We start from the raw sequence: 24,426 nt of genomic DNA, 5'->3' as shown, positions 1-24,426 counted from the left end.
TTGGCCGGAGAAGTTATTCGTCCCTCCTTTTCGCTCTTCCGCGGAGGTGTCAGCGGGGAGTGCGCTCCGGGCTCATGCCGGGGTGCCCGGTTTCGGCGGGAGGCGTTTGATGCCCGTTCAGACAGTCGCGCAGCAGGCCGATGGCAAAGGCACTGGCGCGGTCGATGATCTGTCCCCGGTCGGTGCCGCATTGTTTGAGGATTGCGACCGTCTTCCGGGGTGTCGCCACGGCGATCCAGACCGTGCCGACGGGTTTTTCCGCCGAACCGCCCGAAGGTCCTGCGATTCCGGTGGTTGCCACGGCATAGTCGGCGCCTGCCGCACGCCGGGCCCCTTCGGCCATCTGGCGGGCCACCTGCTCGCTCACGGCGCCGTAGCGGGCGATGTTCGCGGGGTCGACACCCAGCAGATCGACCTTGGACTCGTTGCTGTACGACACCACGCCGCAGCGGAAATAGGCCGAAGCGCCGGGCATGGCCGTGAAGCGTGCGGCGATCGATCCTCCCGTGCAGCTTTCGGCCGTGGCGAGTGTCAGCGAGCGTTCGGTGAGGATTTTGTGTACCAGCTCCTGCATGGTCGCGGTTTCGAATCCGATGATGTTGTGGGGAATGATCCTGCGCAGGGCCTCGAACCGGCTTTCGATTTCGCGGGCGACGCTTTCGCCCTCCACCTCGTAGGCCGACAGGCGCAGGCGCACGGAGCCCGGATTGGGCAGATAGGCCAGTTTCAGATATGGGGGCAGGGCGTTTTCCCACGCTTCGATGCGTTTGGCGAGCATCGACTCGGGCAGTCCTGCGGTGATCATCGTTCGGTGGACGATCTGTCGCAGTGCGAAGTGGGCTTTCAGGCGGGGCATGACCTCGTCCTCCATCAGGTGCTCCATCTCAAAGGGCACGCCCGGCAGCGAGACGATCACGTGGCTGCCGCGCTCGAACCACATGCCCGGGGCCGTGCCGTGGGCATTGAACAGCACCGTGCAGCATGCGGGGACCATCGCCTGCGAACGGTTGAGCTCGTTGAACTCGATGCCGCGTTCGGTGAGCATCTTCTCGACGTGCGCGGCCACCCGTTCGTCGCAGCGCATGTCGCTGTGGAAGAGCTCCGCGAGGGTTTTCTTGGTGATGTCGTCCTTCGTGGGGCCGAGTCCTCCGGTGATGACGGTCACCTCCGAGTCGGCGAGGGCCCGTTCGGCGGTTTCGATGATTTGCGTGCGGTCGTCGCCGATCGAGATTTTCTCGCGGACCACGATGCCCGCCGCATTGAGATGCTTGGCGATGGAGACCGAGTTGGTGTCGACGATCTGCCCGATGAGTATTTCGTCGCCGATGGTGATGATGGTTGCCTTCATGTATGGCCTATTTTTGTCCGGACTCGGGCCTTTGTCCGGGTTCGGAATGTCGTTCCTCTTCCGATGCGCCGCCGGATGCCTTGGCTGCGGCTGCGGCGCTTTCGTTGGTTTCGGGGTTTTCTGTGTTTTCGGCACTCCCTGTCTCCCCGATGTTTTCAGCGTCGCCGGTGTTTCCGGCAGCCTTCGGGGCGGATGCTGCGGGATTTTCTCCGGGTTCTCCGGTTACCGCGTTTTGGGCGGATGCTTGGGCAACCTCTTGGGCGGCGCGTGCGGCAGCCTGTTCCTCGGCCGCGGCGATCAGTTCGCGGCATACCTCCTTGACCATTCCGGGGCCGTTGTAGACATATCCGGTGTAGAGTTGCACGAGGTCGGCTCCGGCGTCGAGCATTGCGCGCACGTCGGCCGGCGACATCAGTCCGCCGACCCCGATGATGGGGTAGGTCCCGCCCGAACGGGTGTGGACGCGGCGCACGATCTCCACGGCGCGGCGTGTGAGCGGGGCGCCGCTGAGGCGTCCGCTGCCGATTTTTTCGAGCGTCGTGCGGCTTGTGTGGAGTCCCTTGCGGCTGTGGGTTCCGTTGGTGGCCACGATTCCGTCGAGGGGCGTTTCGAGCAGGATGTCGGTGATCTGGTCGATCACCTCGTCCGGCATGTCGGGCGATATTTTGAGCATGATCGGGCGGAACTGGTTCTGCCCGCGGCGGAAGTCGAACAGCGGGTTGAGTATCTGTAAGATATGTTCGCGCGTGTAGGCCGTGCCTTCACGGCAGGCGTTGTCGCAGCTGATGTTGACGGTGAAATAGTCCGCATACTGGTAGAGGTTGCGGAAGAGTTTGAGGTAGTCGGCCGGCGCGTTTTCGGCGGGTGTCGCGGTGTTTTTGCCGATGTTGCAGCCCACGATCACGCCGTCGTGCGGGCGCCGCAGGTGGCGGATGGTCGCCTCCAGCCCGCGGTTTGCCAGTCCGATGCGGTTGATGATGGCGTTGTCCTTGGGGAAGCGGAAGACCCTCGGCCGCGGGTTGCCCGCCTGCGGACGGGGTGTCACGGTTCCCACCTCGATGAATCCGAATCCCAGTGCGGCCAGTTCGCGGAAGGCCTCGCCGTTGTGGTCGAATCCGGCGGCCAGTCCGATGGGGTTTGCGAAACGGATGCCGAACACCTCGCGTTCGAGGGCCGGATGCTCTACGGCGTAACATTTGCGCAACAGCCAGCGGCCTCCGGGTATCAGCCCGATGATGCGCAGCAACAGCAGCACCGCGTGGTGGGCCTGCTCGATGGTAAGCGAGAAAAGTACGGGCTTTATGACTCTCCGGTACATGGTTCTTAACTGATAATCGCGGACAAAGGTAATCAAAAAAGGGCGAATTCGCTAATAAAAAGCCTGTTTCGCCTTTTTCGGAGGGCGGAGAGAGCCTGATCCGTGCCGTTGGTGCTAAAAATACTCGCGGCGGTAGGCGTAGTGGTCGCGCATGGATTCGAAGTCTCCGGGGCGCTCCTTGAGCCTGCGGCTTTCGGCGGCGATGTCGTACACCCCGTCGATGGTCCGGCAAAGTTCCTGCCAGAGGATCGGCCGTCGGAGTGTCGGGGCGGCCTGGGGCGGATACCATCCTTCGAGCGGCAGTCCGAACCGGCGGACCAGCGAGGCGACGGCCATTGCCGTGGCGTTGGCCTTGCCCTGCTCGGAGTAGCCCGCAATGTGGGGTGTGGCGAGCAGCGCGTTTTCCAGCAGTGCCGGGTCGAGGTGGGGTTCGTGCTCCCAGACGTCGAGCGCCCATTCCAGACCGCTCCGGAGCAGGTCCCCGCCGTCGACAACCTCCCCGCGCGAGGAGTTCAGAAGCACGGCGCCGGGTTTCATCAGTCCGAACAGCCGGCTGTCGGCCATGTGGCGGGTCGAAGCGTCGAGCGGCGTGTGCAGGGTGAGGATGTCGGCCTCGCGGGCCACCTCCTCCAGCGTTCGGAATCCGCACCGCTCGCGCTCCTCGCGCGGCGGGTCGCAGCAGACGACGCGGAATCCCCACCCTTCGGCATATGCTTTCACGAGCGATCCGACGTGTCCCACGCCCACGATCCCCAGCGTGCGTTCGGCGGGCTGCCATCCCTGCGTGCGGGACAGGTGGACCAGAGCCGCGCCGACCCATTGGAGGACTCCCCGGGCATTGCAGCCGGCGGCCGTCGTGACTTCGATGCCGTGGGCCGCGCACCACGCCGTGTCGATGTGGTCGAAACCGATGGTTGCCGTGGCGATGATCCCCACGCGGGATCCGGCCAGGAGTTTTTCGTCGCACCGCGTGCGGGTGCGGATCACCAGCGCGTCGGCGTGGCGGACGTCGGCGGCCGAAATGGTAGTTCCGGGGAGGTATTCCACCTCGGCGAACGGCTCCAGAACGCCTCTCAGAAAGGGAATGGCGCTGTCGGCAATGATTTTCATGATATGGGAATTTGTCGTTTTTCGTCTTTGAGCAAACAAATATAGATAAAAAATAAAAAATGCGTACCTTTGCAATTAAAAAGCGTATTTATGGAACAGAAAAACTTCGATCCGGATGGAGTCGGCGTGGACAACGGATCCTATTTCGGGCTCCCGTTCGTTCCCGAGACGGCGGAACTGGTGCTGATTTCGGCGCCGTGGGACGTGACGGTCTCCTACGGGGCCGGAGCGGCTTATGCCCCCGACGCCATTATCGAAGCCTCGACGCAGCTGGATTTCCACGATCCGCTGGCACCCGGCGCCTGGCGCCGCGGCATCGCCACGGCCGATGTGGACTATTCGCTGCTGGAGGCTTCGCAGCGCCTGCGGGCCGATGCCGCACGGGTGATCGACCACCTTGAAGGAGGCGGCAGCCCGGAGGACGACTATGTCGTGCGCAAGGTCCGCCGTGTCAACGAGGGTTGCATGGCGATGAATGCCAACATCGGGGCGCAGGCCTCGCGCTGGCTCGAGGCGGGCAAGATCGTGGGGCTGGTCGGCGGCGACCATTCGACGCCCTACGGGCTGATCCGGGCGCTGGGTGCGCGCCATGAGGCGTTCGGCATCCTGCACGTCGATGCGCACTGCGACCTGCGCGATGCCTACGAGGGCTTCGAGTTCTCCCACGCCTCGATCATGTTCAATGTCCTGCGCGACGTGCCGCAGGTGACGACGATCGCCCAGGTCGCCGTGCGCGACTTCAGCGAGTCGGAGGCGGCGCTGGCCGCCTCGTCCGGGCGCATCGCCACGTTCGACGACCTTTCGCTCGCGGGCGCCCTGTTCCGCGGCGAGACGTGGGATGCACAGTGCCGGCGCATCGTCGACGCACTGCCGCAGAAGGTCTACGTGAGCTTCGACATCGACGCCCTGACCTTCGAAAACTGTCCGCACACCGGAACGCCGGTTTCCGGCGGCCTCACGTTCAACCAGGCTGTCTGGCTGCTCGACACGCTCACCCGCTCGGGACGCCGTATCATCGGCTTCGATGTGGTGGAGGTGTGCCCCGCTCCCGACGGGCGGATCGACGCCATCACGGGCGCCCGCATGCTCTGGAAGCTCTGCGGGCAGACCCTCAAGTCTAACGAACTTTAAAAACGATCGACAAATGCGACTTTTTTCGATGTACCGCTGGGTTCGCCAGCGCCACATGATGGGGCTTCGGGGGCGCAACTTCCTGGAAGCACCCTGGGCCGGAGGCGTCGTGCTGCTGGTGTGCGTGATCGCCGCCATGCTGCTGGCCAATCTTCCCCTGACCAAACTCTATTACCACCACCTGCTGCAGACCGACCTTTCGCTGATGGTCCACTCTCCGGACGGAGTGATCAACTGGATTTTCCCGCGGGGCATGACCGTCGAGAAGTTCGTCAACGACGGGTTGATGGTGATTTTCTTCTTTGCCGTGGGGCTTGAAATCAAGCGTGAGATCGTCTGCGGGCAACTTTCATCCGTGCGGCGGGCCATCCTTCCGGTGCTGGCCGCAGCGGGCGGCATGCTGGTCCCTGCGCTTTTCTTCATGGTGTTCAACCACGGCACGGCGGCCGCAAACGGCTGGGGAATCCCCACCGCCACGGATATCGCCTTCGCCATCGGCATCCTGTCGATGCTGGGCAACCGCGTTCCCGTGTCGCTGAAAATCTTCCTCACGGCGCTGGCCATTGCCGACGACTTGGGAGCCATTCTGGTCATCGCGCTTTTCTATGGCGGCAAGGTGCAGATCGGCTGCCTGCTGCTGGCGCTGCTCATCATGCTGGGGGTTCACTTCCTGAAGCAGATGGGCGAGAAACGCATGTTCGCCTATCTGGTCCCGGCCTTCGTGGTCTGGGGGCTGTTCTATTACTCGGGCGTCCACTCGACCATCTCGGGTGTGGCCATGGCGCTGCTGATCCCGATGGATCCGCGTTACAGCAAGGAGTATTTCGCCCATAAGATGCGATGGCTCAATACGCTGATGCTCCGCGCCGCCTCGCAGGAGGATTTCCCCAACGAGGAGCAGCGTTTCTACCTGCGGCGCATGCACGACCTGTCGGCCAACTCGGTGGGCATGAGCTACCGCCTGGAGCACGCCCTGGCGCCCTACGTCACGTTCCTGATCATGCCGATCTTCGCGCTGGCCAACGCCGGCGTCGAGATCTCGTCGCACGAATACCTCAATATTTTCCACTGCTCGCCCGAAATCGGGTCGATCGGCATGGGTATCTTCTTCGGTCTGGTCCTCGGCAAGCCGCTGGGCATCTTCCTTGCCAGTTGGGGCGCCGTGAAGAGCGGTCTGGCGGAGCTGCCCGAGGGGGCGACGTGGCGCATGCTGCTGGCCGTGGCCTGCCTGGGCGGTATCGGGTTCACGATGTCGCTGTTCGTCGATTCGCTGGCCTTCACCGACTCCGCTCTGATCGACCGCGGCAAGATCGCGATCCTGATGGGCTCGCTGACGGCCGCCGTCGTGGGGTGCCTGCTGATCCTGGTCTTTTCGGGCAAAAGCCGCCGGGAGGGGCGGTAGGCATCCTCCGCCTGCGCGGCATTTGCCGGAAAGGTGTCCGGACGGAACCTGTGCGCCGGGACAGATTTATTTGCTTCTGCCCGCGCCTTGCACTATCTTTGCACAAACGATTCGATCATGATGAAAAAGACCTTTTCGATTCTCCCGGTCCTCGTGCTGCTGGCCGGGGCCTGCTCGAAAAACTCGGGCGGAGGCGGTGTGAAACTTCGCAACGATACCGATTCGGTGGCCTACGTCATCGGCATGAACGTGGGCGCGAACCTGCTGAAAATGGATTCGACGATCAATGTGAACGCCGTTTGCGAAGGCATCCGCGACATGTTCCGCGACAAAACCAGACTCTCGACGGCCGATGCCGAGACGTTCTATCTGAGCTATGTGAACTACGCCCTTCCGGAGAAGGCGCGTGCCTACGAGGAGCAGTTCCTCCTCGACATCGTCAAGTCGAACCGCTCCTATGCCCGCACATCGTCGGGTGTGACCTACACCGTTGAGGCTGTCGGGGATCAGGATCAGGTGCCCACATCCGACCGCGACAGCGTGGCCCTGCGGTGGGTGATCCGCACGGCGTCGGGCGACGAACTCGCCTCCTCCTACGAGCGGGGCGATACGGTGCGTTCGCTGGTCCGCGACCTGCGGCGCGGGGTGCAGGAGAGCGTGAAGCTCATCGGCAAGGGCGGCAAGATCAACGCCTGGATGCCTTCGTCGGTGGCCTACGGTGCCGAGGGCAACAAGGAGTTGGGCGTGGCTCCCAATGCGACGCTCTATTTCGAGATCGAACTCGTCGACCTCGACAAATACGCGACCCGCTCGCGGCGACGTTGAGGCTCCGTTCGGCAGCAGGGTCTCGACGACCGAACGGCCGGTCCGGGGTTTTCGCCAAAATAGTTGCTCGGAATCATTTCGTTAACAAAATTTTTATATCTTTGCCGAAAATAAACATTCGCTTGGACAGGCGGCTCCCGGCAGCGCCGGATACATTCACTGCTGCGCCCGGTTTGCCTGTCTTTGCGCGTGCGGTTGTTCCGACGAATGTATAACAGGTAAACATCAAATATAGTAAAAAACAACAATGAAAAAGATCTATTTTGCTGCGGTGCTTGCAGGTGCCGCAATGCTCGCCTCCTGCGGAGGAAACAAGGGCGGGGTACAGCTGGGCAGCCTGTCCGAGTTCGACTCCCTGTCGTATGCGCTCGGAGCCAACATCGGCTATGGCATGAGCTATGAAATGAAGGATATTCCGTTCGATTTCAAGGCCGTGGACAAGGGCATCCAGGAGAGCGCCCTGGGCAAAGCCTCCCAGGAGCACGACAAGTCGCTCGAACTGTTGCGCGAGTATTTCATGACCAAGCGCGGCGAGCGTGCGCGTGCCGTGGCCGAGAAGCGTGCCGAGGCGGACAGTGTACGTCTGGCCGGCGGCGACTCGACCAAAGTGGAGTATCCCGCAGCCGATCCCGAGATGTTCGAGAGCGAGGAGGAGCGTGCCGAGATCTCCTATGCCTTCGGTAACGACATCGGTTACAACATCGCACAGAGCGGCATGCCCATCCAGCTGGTTTGGATCGGCGAGTCCATGCAGAACGTGCGCGACAACAACGCCAAAATGACCGAGGACGAGGTCAACCAGTACCTGCAGTACTACTTCATGGTGAAGCGTCCGGCCGAGAATGCCGAGGCTTCGAAGGTGTGGCTGGAGAAGATGGAGAAGAAATCCGGTGTGAAGAAGACCGAGTCGGGCCTGCTCTATAAGGTCACCGAGGAGGGCGACGCTTCGATCATGCCCAAGGATCCGCGCGACGTGGTGAAGGTGCACTATACGGGCCGTACCCGCGAAGGCAAGGTGTTCGACTCCTCGAAGTTCGCCAACCGTTCGAAGGAGCAGCAGGAGATGATCAAGAAGCAGCGTCCCGATGATTTCGACAAGGACGAGCCCGTCGAGTTCCCGCTCAATCGCGTGATTCCCGGATGGACCGAGGGTCTGCAGCTGGTGGGCAAGGGCGGTAAGATCATGCTCTGGATTCCCTCCGACCTGGCTTACGGTGCCCGCGGTGCAGGTCGTGACATCGGCCCCAACGAGGCGCTGGAATTCGAGGTTGAGCTGATCGACGTCACTCCCTATGTGGAGCCTGTTTCGGTTGATTCGACCGCTACGGCCGAGAAGCTCGAGGTTGCTCCCGCAAAATAGTCGGACCGCGAAAAATGAATCCGGATGTGCCATAGGCGCATCCGGATTTTTTTGCGACCGGAACCATAAAAAATCCGGCCTTCAATTGTCGAAGACCGGATTTTTTGCATCCGTTTGAAAGTCCCGGGACTTTCTGTTTGTAGGGGTCGGAGACCTTGTTTGTCGTCTCCGATGCGCTTCGGTTGAAAGCCTGATGCGCTCTATTCCTTCCCCTCCCCTGTTTGGCGGTCCCGGAATTTTTGTTTAGAAGGGCAGGTCGTCGACCTGTGCGGGCGAAGATGCGTAGGACGGCTCCTCGCCGATGGGCGGCATGTCGGGCATCGGAGCCGCAGCCTCCTGCTTGGGCTGCAAACGCCATGCGCGGATGTCGGTGTACCAGCGGCCGTTGTATTCGCGCGACTCGATGTTGACCGAAACGTTGTAGGTCGCACCCTCCCTCAGACGGGCCACGTCTTCGGGCTTGTTGAAGAACGTAACGCAGATTTTGCGCGTGAAAGAGCCTTCGTTCATTTCGAAAACCACATCTTGACGCTGCCACTCGCCGCGCGTCGACGTTCCCTTCGTCACGGGCAGTATTTTGTAAACGCTTCCTTCGAATTCCATAGTATAAATAGGGTTTATTTGTGACAAAGGTAGCAATTTTTCGGGACATTCGGAGCCTTTGCCGCGGAAAAAACGCCCGGGCCCGGCGATCGCCGAATGGATGTTTCGGCCCCGGAACCGCCGCCTGCTCCCCGTTTCGTCTGCCTTGGCCGGATGAGGCAGACTGTCCTCCTGGCGCGCCGCCGCCGACCCCTTGGTCCGCAATCAGACCGAAAAAGCAGGACCTGGGATTGCGTCTTTTGCTTTTTTTGAATTATCTTTGATGTTGTAACGATTTTTTTGTCGGCGAGTTCCGCCGGATGGTCCGGAATTCGGCTGCGTCCGGTGGATTGACCGCTTTGTCCATGATGAAGAAAAGAGCGCTTTTGGTGGTGCGGCCTGCCGCCTGTCCGGAGGGAATCCCCGCGGATTTATCCGACGGCATCGGCCTTCACGGGCCGCATCGGCCGCAAGCCGACAGCCTGAGGACGGCTCCTCCCCGCATCGGCCGCATGCCTTTTGCGGAACCGGAATGCTGTGTGCCGCCGCGTCACCGTGCGGGTGCGGCCCTCGGACCGCAATTCCGCTTATGCACCCCGTAACTGCGGAGTCTGCCGGCCGGTCACCCCGAATACCCTTAAATTCCGATACCATGAAGAACCTTTCCCTCGTTTTCCGCAACTTCGTGCTGCCCGTGCTGCTGCTGACGCTCCATGCCGCCACGGCGCAGGAGAAGCCGCTGCTTCGTTACGTCGATGCCGCAACGCTGACCCTCATCGGCAAGAGCATGCCCACGCCCCATCCGTTCCAGCGGGTCGACACGGCCCGTTATGACCTCTGGCCGCCGGTGAAGACCTATTCGACCTTCTCCACCGGACTGGCCGTCGTCTTCCGCACCGACAGCCGGACGATCCGGGCCCGGTGGAAAACCGGCGGATATGCCCTGGGGCACAACATGACCCCTATCGCCCGCAAAGGTCTCGACCTCTACATCGAGCGCGACGGGCAGTGGATCTCCGCCGGCTTCGGATGGCCCAGGGGCGACAACCACGACAGCGCGCTGGTCGAATATATGGATGCGGGGGAAAAGACCTGCCTCCTCTACCTGCCCCTGTGGGACGAGGTGCTTTCGCTGGAGCTGGGCATCGATGCGGACTGCCGCATCGAGTCCGTTCCGAACCCGTTCCGTCACCGGATCGTGGTGTTCGGGTCGAGCATCACCCACGGTGCTTCGGCCGGGCGCCCCGGCATGACCTGGACAGCACGGCTGGCCCGCCGGATGGGGCTCGATTTCCTGAATCTCGGTTACAGCGGACAGTGCAGGCTGCAACCTGAATTTGCGCGGATGCTGGCCGGGATGGATGCCGACGCCTTTGTGTTCGATGCCTTCTCCAACCCGAGTGGCGGGGAGATCGAGGAGCGGCTCGACGCCTTCGTGGCGACCGTCCGCAGGGCGCATCCATCGACGCCGCTGATCTTCATTCAGACCGAGATTCGCGAAACCGTGAATTTCAACCTCCGGGCGCGGAAATTCGAATCCGACAAGCGCGCCGCCGCCGAAGCGGGAGTCCGGCGGCTGATGAAACACGACCGGAACATCTACTTCATCGACTCGCGGGGAATGATCGGCACGGATCACCTCGGGACGGTCGACGGTTCGCATCCCTCCGATCAGGGTTTCATGTACATGACCCGCCATCTCGAACCGCAGCTGCGCCGGATTTTCCGGAAATACGGAATCCGCTGATGCGCGCCGGGCGGCAGGTCGGAGGGTGTGTTGCTTGTTGCCGGTCAGCGTGTTCGGTCGAGGATCACGGTCTGCCCGGATAGCCTGCTGCGTTCCGCTTCGAAGCAGATGCGGTGGCTTTCGACCGATTTGCCGATCGATGTACGGAAGCGGTGCTCCCTGCGGCTGATCGTGTCGACGAAGTCCTCGATCAGATTCAGGTCGGCCCCGGCGTGGAACGGGGTGCCGAGGATGTCGGAGAAGTCGTATACCTGCTCATCCCCGCCTCGGAAGCGGCGCACGCGCAGGATGCGTTCGTCTCCGTCGATCTCGCCGTGAGTCAGCCGGATGTGGGTCTCTCGCTGGTCGCCGAGGGTGAATGCATCCATCGAGAAGGAGATCGTGATGTCGTTCTCCAGTTCCATGGACACGATCTGGTGGTCCACCACGTCGTTGTCGCAGCGGAACACGCATCGGCCGTAGTCGCCCGTGCGCAGCTGGCGGAGTATGACTTCGTCGATGGTCGTGCCTTCCGGGACGTCGAAATTCGAAATCCAGTCGCGACGGTTGTAGTAGAGGTCCACGGCCGAATAGGGACACTCCTTTTCCAGCGGACAGTCGATGCACCGGTCCGTGCTCCCCTCCGGGGCGTTCTCGGCCCGGAACCAGCGCAGGGATCCGAACGAGGACAACTTGCGGCAGCGTGCTTCGGTGAGCCACAGCAGGAAGTCGATGTCGTGGCAGCATTTCGAGATCAGCATCGGGTTGGTGATCTCCTCCCGGCGCCACATGCCGCGGACAAATCCGTGTGTGGTCCGGTCGAGCCCCACGGCTGCGAGGTGGTTGATCGATATGATCTCGCCCAGCTGCCCCGAGTCGACGATCTCCTTGATCTTGATGAAGTAGGGGTGGTATCGCAGGACGTGGCATACGCCGACGATGACTCCTTTGCGCTGTGCCGCTTCGGCGATGCGGCAGCACTCGGGCAGCGTCTGTGCGATGGGCTTTTCGAGCAGGACGTTGTAACCCGCCTCGATGGCCTTCATGCAGGGATCGAAGTGCATGTTTTCGGGCGTCCCGATCAGTATGGCATCGGCCGGTAGGGGATTTTCGAAAAACCGGTTGTAGTCGGCAAAGCACTGTTCGGGCATCAGTCCGAATTTTGCGGCTATTGCGTGGCGACGGATGTCGTTGAGTTCCGCGACGCCGACCAGTTTCAGCCGGTCGGGGTTGCGGATGGCATATTCGAGGTATTTGTTGGTTCGGTTGCCCGCCCCGATGGCTACGATCGTGACGGGTTTCGTTGCATTTGTTCGCTCCATCTCTTCACTTATTCCGTCGTTTCCTCCGTCGGGTACTCTTCGGCGGCGTGTCTGCGCTCGATCCGGGTTGCGAGTTTGATGCTCAATTCATACAGCCCGTATAGCGGCAGGATCACCAGAATGAGGCTGAAGATGTCGGGCGGGGTTATGATGGCCGCGACGACAAGCAGGATGACGAATGCATGGCGTCGGTATTTGCGGAGAAATCCGGCCGAAACCAGCCCCATGCGGGTCAGGAAGTAGATCAGTAGCGGCAGTTCGAACATGAAGGCACAGGCTATCGAGACGATGATGACGGTTGTCAGATAGTCGCTGATGTCGAACATGTTGGTGATGAACTCGCTGGCCTGGTAGTTGGCGAAGAAGTTGATCGACAGCGGCGCCATGACGAAATAGCCGAACAGCAGGCCTCCGAAGAAACAGAGCGACACCCAGAATACGAACAGGTGGGTTCCCTGAATCTCCTTCGGTGTGAGTGCTGGCTTCACGAAGCGCCAGAACTCCCACAGCGTGTAGGGCATGGCCAATGCCAGCCCCGTCAGGAGCGAGATCTTCATGTGGAGGTTGAACTGTCCGGACAGCGAGGTGTTGATGATCGAGAACCGGTCGTTGGCGATGCGGAAGGTCTCCGGATTGGTGTCGAACGATGTCCCGAGCACGCTGTTGAGCCATTCGGCCATATGGGCCCAGCGGGCGCCCACCCATGTCAGCATGCGGTTGGTGGGGAAGTCCGGGCTTTGGGGCCCGAACAGCACCGTGTCGATAATGAAACTCTTGCAGAAGAAGGCTACCAGTCCGATGACTCCGATTGCCATCACACCCCGCACCAGATGAGGTCGCAGGGCGTCGATGTGCTCGAAAAACGTCATATCGGTCGATTCCGGATCCTTTTTTTTCATGTTCATTGGTTTGCCGCCGCGAAACAGGTGTGATTATTCGGTCTTCCCGGCTCCCGATTTGTCTTCGGGTTTGTTGTCTTCGGCCGTATAGTCTTTGTTGACGGCATCCTTGAATTCTTTGACGCCGCGGCCCAGTCCGCGCATCAGTTCGGGGATTTTCTTGCCTCCGAAGAGCAGGATGACTACCAACACGATTACGAGGATCTGCCCGTAACCGATTGCATAAGGGATGAACATGGTGTTTTTCTTTTAGGTTTCTTACGTTGCACTTGACGGCGCGGAGATGCTCTCCGGCCTATTCTTTGCAAATATAACACAATTTTTGCGATATTCGGGCCTGTGTTTCGCGAAAACCCGCCCGGAAATTCGGGCGGGTTCGTTTTCGGCAGGGCGGGGCTATTTTTTAGCCTTCGGAGCGGGCAGTTCCTTGATGCGGATGTTGCGAAACTTGATGCCGGGACCGTGTCCGAGCAGACCGATGTGTCCCGAGGTGTTGAAGAGTCCGGGATGGTTGTTGTGGTCCACGGTGTAGGGGTTGTGCTTCCCGCCGTCGGGGGCGACGTTGTGTCCCTGGCAGGCCTGGCGGATGTCTCCGTCGAGAATCACTTCGCCGTTGACCGTCACGGTGATGCGGTCGCCCACGGCGCGGATCTCCTCGACGTTCCAGGTTCCCAGGGGCGGAAATTTCACACGCTTGGCCGGGATGATTCCGTAGACCGATCCGTGCTGCTGGTATACGTGCAGGTCCTTGTAGATTGGGGCGTCATGGTCGAGCACCTGGATCTCCATGCCGTGATAGGCGGCGTCGACGCCCATGGGGGTGCGTATGCCGATGCCGTTGTTGACCCCCTCCTTGTCGAAGGCGAATTCGAAGCGGAGAATGAAATCTCCGTACACCTTCCGGGTGTACAGGTTGCCCGAACCGCCGTACTGGGCCGTCACGTAGATCGTTCCGTCGACGGGGATGTAGTTGGAGAAGTTCCCGGTCCACTTGTGCATCGAGGTTCCGTCGAAGAGCACCTCGAAGCCTTCGGCAGCCTCCTCCTCCAGGAGCTCGAAGCGCGGCGTGGCCGGCAGTTCGCGAATATACATTTCGCGGATGGCGAGGGGTGCGTTTCCGGCGATGAGCAGGATCTGTCCCTGGGTGTAGGCGGCGATCTCGCGCTTGCATGCGTTCTCGAGGATTGCGTTCTCGGCGGTCGTGATGCCGTTGAGTGTGACCGTCACGCGGTCGTTGACCACCCTCACCTGCATCGTGTTCCACTCCTGCGGACCGTTTGCGGCGGCCCGGGGTGTGTGGTCGGCGTGGAGCGTGTTGCCCGTCAGGGCTCCGGACTCCTCCCCTCCGAGTGCGATCTGCGGGATCGAGCGGATCCCCATCATGGCTGCGCCTTCGGTCTTCCATTCGAAGATCAGCTCGAAGTTTTCGTAACTCTTCGCCGATCCGATCACACCTCCGTCGGCGGCTCCGGTCAGGACACCTTGGGCGGCGGTCCAGTTCTTCTCCATCGCGGCCCGGGCCTCCTGTCGGGCTTTCGCCAGCGCCTTGGCCTTCATCGCCTTGCGGGTCTCGGGATTGCCGACCACGGCTTCCCATTCGCTCGGGTCGAGCGATGCCGGGAGATACCCTTCGGCGGGGAGTTTGGCCAGAAGCCCCTTGATCTCGTCGACGGCGTAACCGGCATCGGCGTCGGTTTTGGCCAGTTCGACATATATCTCCAGTGCCTTTTTCAGGGCTGCGGCTACGGTCTCTCCTCCCAGCTCGGGGTTCTTCGCAACGACGGTCTTCACGACCATGGCGGCGGCTTCGGCCAGTGCGGGCTCGTCCATGTAGTTGGCGGCGAGCGTCAGTGCCGGGAATACCGGGGTCCGGGCGAGTGCCTTGAGCAGCATGTGCTGCACCTTGGGCGAGGGGTTCGCCTCCAGTCCGCGGCGGTACAGCTGGTATTTGCGCATAGGCGTATCGGCTGACTTCGAGACGAACTCCGCATAGCGCGCAATGGCGTCGTCGGTCCATGCGGGGTTCTTTTCGGCGAGCCGGTAGAGCACGTCGGTCATGGCGGGGTTCTCCACCGTGAGCAGAGCCGCAAATGCGGCTTCGCGGTCGTCGGCGGTCAGCAGGGCGTCGATCGCCTCTTTGCCGGCGGCCTGTGCCAGCAGGGGATAGTAAAGGGCCTTCTGGGGAGCGGCGGCCATCTGCTCTGACACCATCCTGTACTGCATGTCGGAGGATTCTTTGGCCAGGGCGTTCTTCAATCCGGCCTGCAGGGCCTCCACGTCGCTCTCCTGGGCCTCGTTCAGCAGGGTGCACAGCCTGTTGAAGTCTGCGGGGGTCGTAACTCCGGCCAGCGCCTCGTAGGCCGCCGCGCGCACCTCTCCGTTCGGGGAGTCGAGCAGGGCGAATACCTTCTCGGCCGCCGGGCTGATGCGCCTTTTGGCGACGAGTTTCAGGACATTGGCCTGCGTGGCGGGATCTTTGTCGAGTGCCGCGACAAATGCGGCGCTGGTCTCTCCGTTGAATGCCGCGAGAGCATCCTCCGCCTCTTGGGCATGTGCGCCTCCAAGCTGCGCGATGAGCGCGTCGAGGGCCTCCTCTCCTCCGATCCTTCCGGCGGCGCGGATGGCGGCCCGGGCCAGTTCTTCGTCGGCCGAGGCGATGGCTGCGGTCACGGTGCCGACCTGCGATGCGGCATGGCGAGCTCCGAGCCAGCTCACAACGTCGGTTTTCGCGGCGTCGGAGAGCGAGGGCATTCTCTTCGCGATTGCGGCGTACAGGGCGTTGTCGGCGAAGTCGGTGGCGAAGTCGAGCGCCGCACAGCGGTATTCGCGGTCGGCGTCTTTCAGCGCGGCGAGCAGTTCCGCCGTCTGCTTTTTGGCATCCTGGCCGAGGACGATCTCCAGACCGGCGATCCGGATGTTCCGGGGCATGTCGGCTTTCCGCAAAGCTCTGGCAGCAGCGACGGCCTTGCTCTGTCCGGCAGCCGCGAGCCGCGTGATCAGGGCGACGTAGGCACCCGTTGCATCCGTTGCCGTGAAGGCGTATCCTTCGGCCTTTGCCGCAGCTGCGAGCGGCGCGATCGAGGCGGCGGTGCCGCATTTGGCCAGTGCGTTCCGGATACTCTCTTTCGTCGGCGTGTTGGTCTTGGGATCTGCAGCCCATTTCAGGAGTGCGGGTTCTGCAGCCGCAAGACCCTTCTCCGCGGCGGCATAGGCCAGCAGGGCGTTCGGAGCCGGACTTGCGTCGATCAGCGCGAGGATCTCCCCGTCGGTTCCGGGCGTGGAGATCAGTCCGCGTATGGCGTGGTCGGCGAGGTATTCGTCTGCGGCGTATTTCACGAATACGGAGGCTTCGGCCGCCGTTGCACACAGTTGCAGCTGCGAGAGCAGGAATGCCTGGTTGGCTTTGTCCGTCGTGGCCTCCACGGCTGCCGAGAGTCCGGCGCTAATCTCCCGGGCCAACGCTTCGCGGCCTGCGGCGGTCACGTAGCTCACCACTCCGTTGATGGCATATTCCACGGGGGCGTTCTCTCCTTCGGCCGCGGGCACGAGCATGGCGGCCATCATCCGTATTCCGTCGGCTCCGGTCGCCGCAAGTTCCTGCATCAGGCCGTCGAACGCCTTGGGGGTCTGGGCCGGGAGTTGGGCCAGGGCGTCCGCCACGATCGTCTCGGGGGTGCGCTGGCGTGCGTCCTGCGCACCGGCTGCGAAGGGCATCAGGGCGGCGAGGAGTATGGTGATAAATAGCTTTTTCATGATTTTTTCAGGTTTTGGGCGTTATCAGATTTTCCACGGCGTGCGCATCGGCTGGTCGATGAGCCGGTTGGCGGCCTCGTCCCCCACGAAGAGTTGCTTGTCGGGGTCGAAATGCAGCGTTCGGTTCAGGCGCAGGGCGCATGCCCCGAGGTTTACGAGCGTGGAACTGCGGTGTCCCTTGTTTTCGTCGAGGGCGAAGGGCTCGCGGTTGCGCACGCATGCCAGGAAATCGGTGTTCTGCGGCTCGGGGTCGGGCATCTCGGCGATCTTCTCCATGACGTCGGGGATCGTGCACTCGAAACCCTGATAGACCTTGCCCAGCGGGCCTTCGATGTAGGGGACCTTGCCCTTGCTTTCGTATCCCTCGCCTTCGAGCACAATCTGGCAGCCGTCATCGTAGGTATATACGATCTTGCGCCAGATGCCCACGGCGTCGGGATGCTGCTGCGGAGCGTCGACCTCGATCTTCACGGGCGAGGTGTCGTCCTTGCCCAGCAGATACTGCACGGGGTCCATGTAGTGCTGGCCCATATCGGTGAGTCCTCCTCCGTCGTAGTCCCAGTAGCCGCGGAAGGTGGCGTGCACGCGGTGTTTGTTGTAGGGTTTGTAGGGAGCAGGTCCGAGCCACATGTCGTAGTCCAGCTCCTCCGGGACGGATTGGGGCTTGAGGTTCTCCTGTCCCACCCAGAAGAATTTCCAGGCGAATCCCGTGGTTCCGGAGATGGTCACCTTGAGGGGCCACCCCAGCAGACCGCTGTCGACGAGTTTCTTGAGCGGCTCGACCGTCGTTCCCAGTCCGTAGAAGGTGTCCTGGAAGCGGAACCAGGTGTTCAGCCGGAAGATGCGGCCGTTTTGCCTGACGGCCTCCACCACGCGCTTGCCCTCGCCGATGGTGCGCGTCATGGGCTTCTCGCACCAGATGTCCTTGCCGGCCTTGGCCGCCTCGACGGCCATGATGCCGTGCCAGTGGGGCGGGGTGGCGATGTGTACGATGTCGACATTGGGGTCGGTGATCAGATCCCGGTAGTCGTGATAGCTTTCGAGGGTCTTGTCGAACTTCTTGCGGCCCAGAGCGACGGCGCTTTCAAGGTGTTTGCGGTCGACATCGCAGACCGCCACCAGACGGCACGCGTCGTCGGAGGTGAAGTGATAGCTGCTCTTGCCGATGCCGCCCACGCCGATGATGCCCTTCGTGAGCTGGTCGCTCGGGGCGATGAATTTGGAGCCTCCGAGCACGCTGCGCGGCACGATGGTCAGCAGGGCCAGTCCGCCGGCCTTTTTCAGAAAATCTCTGCGGTTACTCATAGTATTTCAGGTTGTGTTTTTTGGGGATGCAGTCCATAAAAGGGTCGAAGAAACAGCGGTCCCCTCCGATGGGGAACCGCCGTTTGTTTAGAGGGTCGTCAGCCGGATGTTGCGCCAGAGGACCTTGATGCCGCCTCCGTCGTGAATCTGCAGGGCGATGCGTCCCTGTGCGGCTCCGATCTTCGCATCGGTGATGTCCACCATCTCCTGGCCGTTGAGCCACGTCTGCACGCGGTCGCCCTGTACCCTCAGGCGCAGCGTGTTCCAGTCTCGCTTCTTGAGGATCGACTCCTTCTCGTCGGGGATCTGGGCCAGCCATCCGCGGCCGTAGGACTCGTAGATGCCCGCCGTGTCGTGGTTCTTCGGGGCCACTTCGCACTGCCAGCCGTGGACCTTCACCGGCGGCTCGACGAACGAGCGGAAGAAGACTCCGGAGTTGCCGTTGGCGAGTTGCTTGAACTCCAGGGTCAGGTCGAAATCATCGTAGTATTCGCGCGTGGCGAGGTAGCCGTATTCTTTGTCGGGACCGCTCTCGCAGACCAGCAGGCCATCCTTGTTGACATACCATTTCTCGGTTCCGTATACTTCCCATCCCGTGAGGTCGCGGCCGTTGAAGAGCTCGACCTTGCGGCCGGCCTTGCGGGGCAGCTCCTTGATTTTCAGGTTGCGGAACGATGCGGGATAACCGTGGTCCTGGAGACACAGCACGCCGCGGTGCGCCAGTCCGTATTCGGGCGCCATCTCCCATTTTCCGCTGTTCTTGCGGGCGAACCAGTCGTTGGTCCAGGCTTCGAATTCGAGGATCTTGCGGCCGTTGAGCCAATGCTCCACGTGACCGTTGTCGCAGACGATGCGCGACGAGTTCCACTCGCCCTGCGGGTTGACCTGCAGCGAATCGGCGGCGGGCAGGTGCATGGCGTAGTCCACGCCCAGTTTCTGCCACTCTTCGAGCCGCGTCGGGGCGTTGGTGGCCTCCCAGCCTTCGTTGTCGATCAGCTGATACTCCGGGCCGGTGACGTAGGGAACCTTGAAATAGGGATTCTCGACCACGTGGTAGAGCATGCCGCTGTTGCCGCCGTAGGAGAGTTTCCAGTCCCAGTCGAGGATGAAGTTCTCATACTGCTTTTTGGTGACGATGTAGCCCGACAGGTCGTCCCCGTCGCCGGCGGCCTGAATGCATCCGTCCACCACGCGCCAGGGCATCGAGAGCGAGTCTCCGTTGAAGTCTTTCCATTGGTCGAGGCTTTTGCCGTCGAAGAGCAGCTGCCAGCCGTCGGCAATTTCCTCTTGGGTGAGGGTGTTGTGCTTGGGGCCGCAGGAGCAGAGCCCGGCTGCGATGAGTCCCGCCGCGAGCAGCGTGCGGAACAGGGTGTGGTTTGGGTTCGATTTCATAAGTTCAATATTAGGGGTTCATGATTGGCGGTTGTCGTGTCCGAAAATCATCCGGTTCGTTTCCTTTGTAAACCGTGAGGTTTTGTTTTGTAAAGGAAATGACTTGCGAATGCTTTCACGGTCTTTTTGCAAAAGTAATTATTTTCAGGAAACAAACGAACACGCAAGGCATAAAAAATGGCACGATACTATAAATATACGCTATTTTTCCGCTCATGGGCCGTGGCGGGCGGTTGTGTGGGGCTTGGATGTCCGCAGGTTCCGGAACGACAGTTCCCGGATTCACGATGCCGGGCGTGTTTCGGCGCCGGTGCGGACTTCCGGCAAAACCCCGCGGCGGAGGCGCCCTCCCCGCCGGCGCATTGTCGCTGCGGCGGGCGAGGCGCTGAATGGGGCCGTGTACGACACCTTCCTGCGGCTGACGGGCATCCGGCTGATGGAGGGCTTCGGGCAGACCGAGACGACGCTGACGCTGGCCACGTTCCCCTGGATGGAGTCCAAACCCGGGAGCATGGGCGTGCCCAATCCCCAGTACCGGATCGACCTCCTGACGCCCGACGGCCGTTCGGCCGAGGACGGCGAGCAGGGGCAGATCGTGATCCGTACCGACCGTGACAGGCCCTTCGGCCTGTTCAAGGGCTACTACCGGAACGAAGAACTGACCCGCCAGACGTGGCACGACGGGGTGTACTACACGGGCGATGTGGCCTGGCGCGACGAGGACGGCTACTACTGGTTCGCGGGGCGCGCCGATGATGTGATCAAGAGTTCGGGCTACCGCATCGGGCCGTTCGAGGTGGAGAGTGCCCTGATGACCCACCCGGCGGTGGTCGAATGCGCTATTACGGGCGTCCCCGACGAGATCCGCGGTCAGGTCGTCAAGGCGACGGTCGTGCTTGCCGAAGCTTACCGCGGGCAGGCCGGAGAGGCGCTGGTCAAGGAGTTGCAGGATCATGTGAAACGGATCACGGCACCATATAAATATCCGCGCGTGGTCGAATTCGTGGAGTCGCTGCCCAAGACCATCAGCGGCAAGATTCGCCGCAAGGAGATCCGCATCGTCGACGAGCGGAAATAATCCGGGCCCGGATGCCGGGTTGCGGGTGCGGCCCGACGGCGGCACCCGTATCGCCCTCCCCGCCGTGCGGCGCGCTCTGCAGTGGTGAGTTTTCTCCGAAGGGCCGGGCCATGCCGGCGAATGGGTCATGTTGGCGGATGGTCATGTCGGAGGGAGCTCTGCCGGCGGGAGGCGGTTTCGAATCGCGGCGCGTGCTGTTGAGCGTGTGGTTGATTCGGCGGGGTGCCCCCTCCCGGCCGAGTCTCCAGCCGGGCCGCGCCGGGAGGGACCAACAAAAAAAGACTTGCAGCGATGCAAGTCTTTGGTTTTGAGTGGGCCCAGAGGGGCATGATCCCACGACCTTCGGATTATGAGTCCGCTGCTCTGACCAACTGAGCTATGGGCCCGGTCCAGCGCCCGCGGGAGCGCTTTCGTGGCGCAAAGATAGAAAAAGTATTCAGAATGCGCAACCCCGAAGTGCATCGGGAGCGAAAAAAATTACGCGCGGGCTTGTTTGTTGCGAATTAATTCGTACCTTTGTCGCGCTTAAGCATTAATTAAAAACAAAAACAGCGAAATGAAAAAGGGTATTCATCCGGAGAATTATCGTTTGGTGGCGTTCAAGGACATGTCCAACGACGTCGTGTTTTTGTGTCGGTCCGCCGTTTCGACAAAAGAGACCATCGAAGTGAACGGCGAAACCTATCCCGTGTATAAGATGGAAATTTCCAACACCTCGCACCCGTTCTACACCGGTAAGATGAAGTTGGTTGACACCGCTGGTCGCGTCGATAAGTTTATGAGCCGCTACGCAAAACGCTACGATAAGAAGAATGCGAAGTAAGACTGCTTGCGCATTTACGAAATAACGGGCTGCAACCGAGGGTTGCGGCCCGTTGTTTTTCATGCCCCTGCCCGTTTGCGGGAATTTTTTTCGGTCTTTGCGAAAAAACGGGTGCGGGATTTTATTTTTTATTATATATTTGTACTTGAAGGCAAACAAGAGCGTAATCTTTAATTTTTAAACAGTCGGAATCATGAAAAACAAAATGAAGCATCTGACAATTGCTGCGGCGACTGTCGCCGTGGCGCTCCTTGCCTCCTGCGTGAGCAGGCAGGTTGCCGTCGAGGCTGAGAACAGGAGCGATTCGCTGGTGTTGGTCGTCAACGCGAAGGACTCGCTGATCAATGCCGTGTTTGCGGACATCAACGCCATTTCGGAGAACCTTGCGCTGATCAAGTCGCGCGAGGCCCTGATCACCGTATCCGAGGAGGCGGAGGGAGGGCGCCGTCCCGTCGAGGAGATCAGCAACGACATCAGGGCCATCGACCGCCTGCTGCAGGAAAACCATACGAAGATCGAGTCGCTGCAGCGTTCGGCAGCCCTGCTGCGCAAGGCCAATCTGCATATCGACGGTCTGGAGAAGATGATCGCTGACATGAGCGGCCAGCTGGCGGAGAAGAAAACCGAGGTGGAGCAGTTGCACGCCAGCCTCGATCGGATGGGCGTCGAGGTGAAGAACCTGACCGAGGAGGTTGCCGTCCGCAGTGCCGAGGTCGAGAACCTGAGCGGCGAGAAGGTCGAGCTGCAGAACCAACTCAACACGGTCTATTACATCGTGGGGGCCGAGAAGGAACTGCGCGATGCGCAGATCGTCAACAAACAGGGGTTCATCGGGCGGACGCTGACCGTCGGCCGGAACCGCAATTTCGACAGCTTTACGATGGCCGATTCGCGCCTGCTGTCGGAGATTCCCGTCGGGCAGAAGCGGGTGTCGATCGTCACTTCGCATCCCGAAGGTTCCTACGAACTGAAGACCGATCCGAACAAGGTGGTCGAGAAACTGCTCATCACCGATCCCGTGCGGTTCTGGGAGTCTTCGAAAATTCTGATCATTAGTTACAAATAGGCGGTTGGTCCGTCGTTACAACAACTTTCAGAGTCCCTGCCGGTCGTGGCGGGGACTTTTTTTGGGACATTCCGGGGGCTGAGATGCTCGCTTTTCTGCTTTTTTTTTGTATTTTTAACAGATAAAACTCGTTACACGGATCAATAAATTATGGATAACCAACCCCAACCGCAGTTTGAAGAGTCGGCATTGAATGAGGGCTGCTCTGCGGATTGCAGTAGTTGTTCCACGTTTCCGGCGCCGTTCCGCCGCATCGGCGAGTCGACCTATTGTCGCTTTTCGCAGCTCACGTTTGCAGCCGGAGAGGGGGTGACGTTCCCCGCGGACCGCATGGTGCGCATCCTCTTCGTGATGTCCGGGTCTTTGCGCCTGAGGGACGGAAGCGATACGGTGCGGCCTGTTGTGTCGAAACAATGCGTGTGCCTTGCCCGCAGCGAACGCTTCGTGGTGACGGCCCGGGACGACGAGACGCATGTGGTCGTGCTGTCGCTCATCCACCGCATCGAATTCTGCGAGCAGGATATTTTCGACAAGGTGATGCCCTATGACTCGGCCGTCCCGACCGAATCGGCCCCCATGCTTTCGATGCATCCGGCCATCGAGCAGCTTTTGAGCACCTTGTTTACAATCCACCAGTTGTTCGACTGCGTCCGCTACCACCGGGTGAAGGCCACCGAGCTTTTCATGATGATCAAGGTGCTCTACACGCCGACCGAACATGCCTACTTTTTCCAGTCGATCATTCAGCCGCAGGACAATTTCCGCGTCTTCGTCTGCAACAATTACGACAAGGCGCAGGGCGTTGCCGAACTGGCTTCGCTGGCGGGCATGAGCCTTTCGGTCTTCAAACGCCGTTTCGCCGAGCACTTCAACGACAGCGTCTATCACTGGATGATGCGCCAGAAGGCGCTGAAGGTCTTCTCCGACATCCGCGACGGCGAGGGCAGCACCAAGGAGCTGATGAACAAGTACGGGTTTCGCTACTACACGCAGTTCAGCCGTTTCTGCAAGAATTACCTCCAGGCGACGCCCGCGCAGCTGATCCATTCGATCCGGAAAAAATAGGCCACCGCCCGCCGGGGATGTCGGAGTACCTCCTCCCTGAGGCTTCATTTTTCGGTGCACTGCCGGATTCCGGAGGGGGCGACGGCAGCGGCCTGGTGCGGCGCATGCGGGGCAAGGGCGCAGGTTTCCGGCGCCGGAGATCGGGGAAATGCGCGGATCCGGGGTTGCCCGTAAAGATTGGCATTCAGTCTCTGGGACGGGTTTTTAGGGGCTTCCGGGGCGCTTTTCGGGCGGTGGGGTGGCCCGCTTGGTCTGGAGAGATAATATTTTTTGCGGTAGGTGTTGCGTTATCCAAAACTTTTCCTATCTTTGCACCCGATTTCGCCCCTGAAGTCAGCACGATTGGGCGCGGTTCTTTGAGAAGAGTAAAAAAGTAGAAAATTTATCCCGAATAATTTGCGCGATAAATTTTTTATGCCTACTTTTGCAATCCAAAACGGTGAATACTGCCGATGTAGCTCAGTTGGCCAGAGCAGCTGATTTGTAATCAGCTGGTCGGGGGTTCGAATCCCTCCATCGGCTCGGAAAGCCGACGCGAGGATGAGTGGAAAAGACCCTGCCGATGGCAGCAGTCGAAAAAGAGGATGACGGTCGGACTTGTTTGATGCGACAAACCTTTTGAGACTGGGAGTTTCGAGAGAGACGAGGTGTTTTCGCGACGAAGAGCGTCGGTGGAGCGAAGCCTCCCCGAAAGGGCAAGACGAGCGGCGCAACGCGCAGGTGAAGTCAAGCCCGGATAAAACAGGAAGAAGCCGAGTGAAAAGGCTGTTCCGTATGGGAGAGGAGCAAGACAAGGGAAGTTACCAGAGTGGCCAAATGGGGCAGACTGTAAATCTGCTGGCGTACGCCTTCGGTGGTTCGAATCCATCACTTCCCACAAAAAAAAAGAGCCGGTTGGAGTTGCAGACCCGGCGCCGTCGC

Annotated in this window: 19 protein-coding genes and 3 tRNA genes; 11 read left to right on the top strand and 11 right to left on the bottom strand. The window is 60.8% G+C overall.

The window, feature by feature from the left end; translation table 11 throughout:
- Positions 1–49: 49 nt before the first annotated feature.
- From QZ460_RS05770 to QZ460_RS05760, 3 genes are all read right to left on the bottom strand, one after another.
- Positions 50–1,348, bottom strand: coding sequence for a competence/damage-inducible protein A (locus tag QZ460_RS05770; protein WP_290540626.1), 1,299 nt, complete (start codon positions 1,346–1,348; stop codon positions 50–52).
- A 7-nt stretch (positions 1,349–1,355) separates the two neighbouring features.
- The gene (locus QZ460_RS05765) at positions 1,356–2,666 is read right to left on the bottom strand and encodes a quinone-dependent dihydroorotate dehydrogenase (RefSeq protein WP_290540625.1); all 1,311 of its coding nucleotides are present in this window, start codon (positions 2,664–2,666) and stop codon (positions 1,356–1,358) included.
- A gap of 114 nt (positions 2,667–2,780) precedes the next feature.
- A complete protein-coding gene (locus QZ460_RS05760) occupies positions 2,781–3,776 on the bottom strand; it encodes a 4-phosphoerythronate dehydrogenase (RefSeq protein WP_290540624.1) in 996 nt (331 codons plus the stop codon).
- A gap of 90 nt (positions 3,777–3,866) precedes the next feature.
- Between QZ460_RS05760 and QZ460_RS05755 the strand changes: the two genes are divergently transcribed.
- From QZ460_RS05755 to QZ460_RS05740, 4 genes are all read left to right on the top strand, one after another.
- Entirely contained in the window at positions 3,867–4,907 is a 1,041-nt protein-coding gene (locus QZ460_RS05755) for an agmatinase family protein (RefSeq protein ID WP_290540623.1), read from the top strand.
- Between the two features lie 13 nt (positions 4,908–4,920).
- Entirely contained in the window at positions 4,921–6,309 is a 1,389-nt protein-coding gene (gene nhaA, locus QZ460_RS05750) for a Na+/H+ antiporter NhaA (RefSeq protein ID WP_290540622.1), read from the top strand.
- A gap of 120 nt (positions 6,310–6,429) precedes the next feature.
- Positions 6,430–7,134, top strand: coding sequence for an FKBP-type peptidyl-prolyl cis-trans isomerase (locus tag QZ460_RS05745; protein WP_290540621.1), 705 nt, complete (start codon positions 6,430–6,432; stop codon positions 7,132–7,134).
- Positions 7,135–7,381: 247 nt separating this feature from the next.
- The gene (locus QZ460_RS05740) at positions 7,382–8,494 is read left to right on the top strand and encodes an FKBP-type peptidyl-prolyl cis-trans isomerase (RefSeq protein ID WP_290540620.1); all 1,113 of its coding nucleotides are present in this window, start codon (positions 7,382–7,384) and stop codon (positions 8,492–8,494) included.
- 243 nt (positions 8,495–8,737) lie between these two features.
- On the opposite strand, the gene QZ460_RS05735 is transcribed toward QZ460_RS05740, so the two are convergent.
- A complete protein-coding gene (locus QZ460_RS05735; protein WP_290540619.1) occupies positions 8,738–9,097 on the bottom strand; it encodes a DUF3127 domain-containing protein in 360 nt (119 codons plus the stop codon).
- Between the two features lie 631 nt (positions 9,098–9,728).
- Between QZ460_RS05735 and QZ460_RS05730 the strand changes: the two genes are divergently transcribed.
- Positions 9,729–10,823 (top strand): SGNH/GDSL hydrolase family protein, encoded by a 1,095-nt coding sequence (locus tag QZ460_RS05730; protein ID WP_290540618.1) that lies wholly within the window; start codon positions 9,729–9,731, stop codon positions 10,821–10,823.
- 44 nt (positions 10,824–10,867) lie between these two features.
- Here QZ460_RS05730 and QZ460_RS05725 read toward each other — a convergent pair whose 3' ends face one another.
- The 6 genes from QZ460_RS05725 to QZ460_RS05700 form a co-directional block, all read right to left on the bottom strand.
- Positions 10,868–12,124, bottom strand: a complete 1,257-nt coding sequence (locus QZ460_RS05725) for a Gfo/Idh/MocA family oxidoreductase (protein ID WP_290540617.1) — start codon at positions 12,122–12,124, stop codon at positions 10,868–10,870.
- A gap of 8 nt (positions 12,125–12,132) precedes the next feature.
- Positions 12,133–13,029 carry a twin-arginine translocase subunit TatC gene (tatC, locus tag QZ460_RS05720; protein WP_290540616.1) on the bottom strand — a complete coding sequence of 299 codons (897 nt, stop codon included), beginning with the start codon at positions 13,027–13,029 and terminating at the stop codon, positions 12,133–12,135.
- A 27-nt stretch (positions 13,030–13,056) separates the two neighbouring features.
- Positions 13,057–13,260 carry a twin-arginine translocase TatA/TatE family subunit gene (gene tatA / locus QZ460_RS05715; RefSeq protein WP_290540615.1) on the bottom strand — a complete coding sequence of 68 codons (204 nt, stop codon included), beginning with the start codon at positions 13,258–13,260 and terminating at the stop codon, positions 13,057–13,059.
- 159 nt (positions 13,261–13,419) lie between these two features.
- Positions 13,420–16,776: a DUF1080 domain-containing protein gene (locus QZ460_RS05710; RefSeq protein ID WP_290540614.1), complete on the bottom strand. Its 3,357-nt coding sequence runs from the start codon at positions 16,774–16,776 to the stop codon at positions 13,420–13,422.
- 24 nt (positions 16,777–16,800) lie between these two features.
- Positions 16,801–18,081 carry a Gfo/Idh/MocA family oxidoreductase gene (locus QZ460_RS05705; RefSeq protein WP_290540613.1) on the bottom strand — a complete coding sequence of 427 codons (1,281 nt, stop codon included), beginning with the start codon at positions 18,079–18,081 and terminating at the stop codon, positions 16,801–16,803.
- Between the two features lie 87 nt (positions 18,082–18,168).
- The gene (locus QZ460_RS05700; protein WP_290540612.1) at positions 18,169–19,473 is read right to left on the bottom strand and encodes a DUF1080 domain-containing protein; all 1,305 of its coding nucleotides are present in this window, start codon (positions 19,471–19,473) and stop codon (positions 18,169–18,171) included.
- Here QZ460_RS05700 and QZ460_RS05695 point away from each other — a divergent pair.
- On the top strand, positions 19,418–20,551 hold the full coding sequence (locus QZ460_RS05695) for an AMP-binding protein (protein WP_366934990.1): 1,134 nt from the start codon (positions 19,418–19,420) through the stop codon (positions 20,549–20,551). The genes QZ460_RS05700 and QZ460_RS05695 overlap by 56 nt on opposite strands.
- A gap of 312 nt (positions 20,552–20,863) precedes the next feature.
- Here QZ460_RS05695 and QZ460_RS05690 read toward each other — a convergent pair.
- Positions 20,864–20,937, bottom strand: a tRNA-Ile gene (locus tag QZ460_RS05690).
- Positions 20,938–21,107: 170 nt separating this feature from the next.
- On the opposite strand from QZ460_RS05690, the gene QZ460_RS05685 reads away from it, so the two are divergent.
- From QZ460_RS05685 to QZ460_RS05665, 5 genes are all read left to right on the top strand, one after another.
- On the top strand, positions 21,108–21,374 hold the full coding sequence (locus QZ460_RS05685; protein WP_015548070.1) for a type B 50S ribosomal protein L31: 267 nt from the start codon (positions 21,108–21,110) through the stop codon (positions 21,372–21,374).
- Between the two features lie 193 nt (positions 21,375–21,567).
- Positions 21,568–22,440, top strand: coding sequence for a hypothetical protein (locus QZ460_RS05680; RefSeq protein ID WP_290540610.1), 873 nt, complete (start codon positions 21,568–21,570; stop codon positions 22,438–22,440).
- Between the two features lie 150 nt (positions 22,441–22,590).
- Positions 22,591–23,505, top strand: a complete 915-nt coding sequence (locus QZ460_RS05675) for an AraC family transcriptional regulator (RefSeq protein WP_290540609.1) — start codon at positions 22,591–22,593, stop codon at positions 23,503–23,505.
- A gap of 448 nt (positions 23,506–23,953) precedes the next feature.
- A tRNA-Thr gene (locus QZ460_RS05670) sits at positions 23,954–24,027 on the top strand.
- Positions 24,028–24,299: 272 nt separating this feature from the next.
- A tRNA-Tyr gene (locus tag QZ460_RS05665) sits at positions 24,300–24,382 on the top strand.
- Positions 24,383–24,426 lie beyond the last annotated feature (44 nt).

This window comes from Alistipes sp. (assembly GCF_020026455.1).
Lineage (GTDB): Bacteria > Bacteroidota > Bacteroidia > Bacteroidales > Rikenellaceae > Alistipes.
The sequence above is the reverse complement of the archived record's forward strand: the minus strand, read 5'-3'. Positions and strand labels throughout refer to the sequence as shown.

Coding starts and splice junctions, on each gene's coding strand:
- tatC (WP_290540616.1), bottom strand. CDS start 13,029: ATGAACATGAAAAAAAAGGATCCGGAATCGACCGATATGACGTTTTTC.
- QZ460_RS05755 (WP_290540623.1), top strand. CDS start 3,867: ATGGAACAGAAAAACTTCGATCCGGATGGAGTCGGCGTGGACAACGGA.
- tatA (WP_290540615.1), bottom strand. CDS start 13,260: ATGTTCATCCCTTATGCAATCGGTTACGGGCAGATCCTCGTAATCGTG.
- QZ460_RS05740 (WP_290540620.1), top strand. CDS start 7,382: ATGAAAAAGATCTATTTTGCTGCGGTGCTTGCAGGTGCCGCAATGCTC.
- QZ460_RS05770 (WP_290540626.1), bottom strand. CDS start 1,348: ATGAAGGCAACCATCATCACCATCGGCGACGAAATACTCATCGGGCAG.
- QZ460_RS05675 (WP_290540609.1), top strand. CDS start 22,591: ATGGATAACCAACCCCAACCGCAGTTTGAAGAGTCGGCATTGAATGAG.
- QZ460_RS05745 (WP_290540621.1), top strand. CDS start 6,430: ATGAAAAAGACCTTTTCGATTCTCCCGGTCCTCGTGCTGCTGGCCGGG.
- QZ460_RS05700 (WP_290540612.1), bottom strand. CDS start 19,473: ATGAAATCGAACCCAAACCACACCCTGTTCCGCACGCTGCTCGCGGCG.
- QZ460_RS05710 (WP_290540614.1), bottom strand. CDS start 16,776: ATGAAAAAGCTATTTATCACCATACTCCTCGCCGCCCTGATGCCCTTC.
- QZ460_RS05705 (WP_290540613.1), bottom strand. CDS start 18,081: ATGAGTAACCGCAGAGATTTTCTGAAAAAGGCCGGCGGACTGGCCCTG.
- nhaA (WP_290540622.1), top strand. CDS start 4,921: ATGCGACTTTTTTCGATGTACCGCTGGGTTCGCCAGCGCCACATGATG.
- QZ460_RS05735 (WP_290540619.1), bottom strand. CDS start 9,097: ATGGAATTCGAAGGAAGCGTTTACAAAATACTGCCCGTGACGAAGGGA.
- QZ460_RS05685 (WP_015548070.1), top strand. CDS start 21,108: ATGAAAAAGGGTATTCATCCGGAGAATTATCGTTTGGTGGCGTTCAAG.
- QZ460_RS05730 (WP_290540618.1), top strand. CDS start 9,729: ATGAAGAACCTTTCCCTCGTTTTCCGCAACTTCGTGCTGCCCGTGCTG.
- QZ460_RS05680 (WP_290540610.1), top strand. CDS start 21,568: ATGAAAAACAAAATGAAGCATCTGACAATTGCTGCGGCGACTGTCGCC.
- QZ460_RS05765 (WP_290540625.1), bottom strand. CDS start 2,666: ATGTACCGGAGAGTCATAAAGCCCGTACTTTTCTCGCTTACCATCGAG.
- QZ460_RS05695 (WP_366934990.1), top strand. CDS start 19,418: ATGAGTCCCGCCGCGAGCAGCGTGCGGAACAGGGTGTGGTTTGGGTTC.
- QZ460_RS05725 (WP_290540617.1), bottom strand. CDS start 12,124: ATGGAGCGAACAAATGCAACGAAACCCGTCACGATCGTAGCCATCGGG.
- QZ460_RS05760 (WP_290540624.1), bottom strand. CDS start 3,776: ATGAAAATCATTGCCGACAGCGCCATTCCCTTTCTGAGAGGCGTTCTG.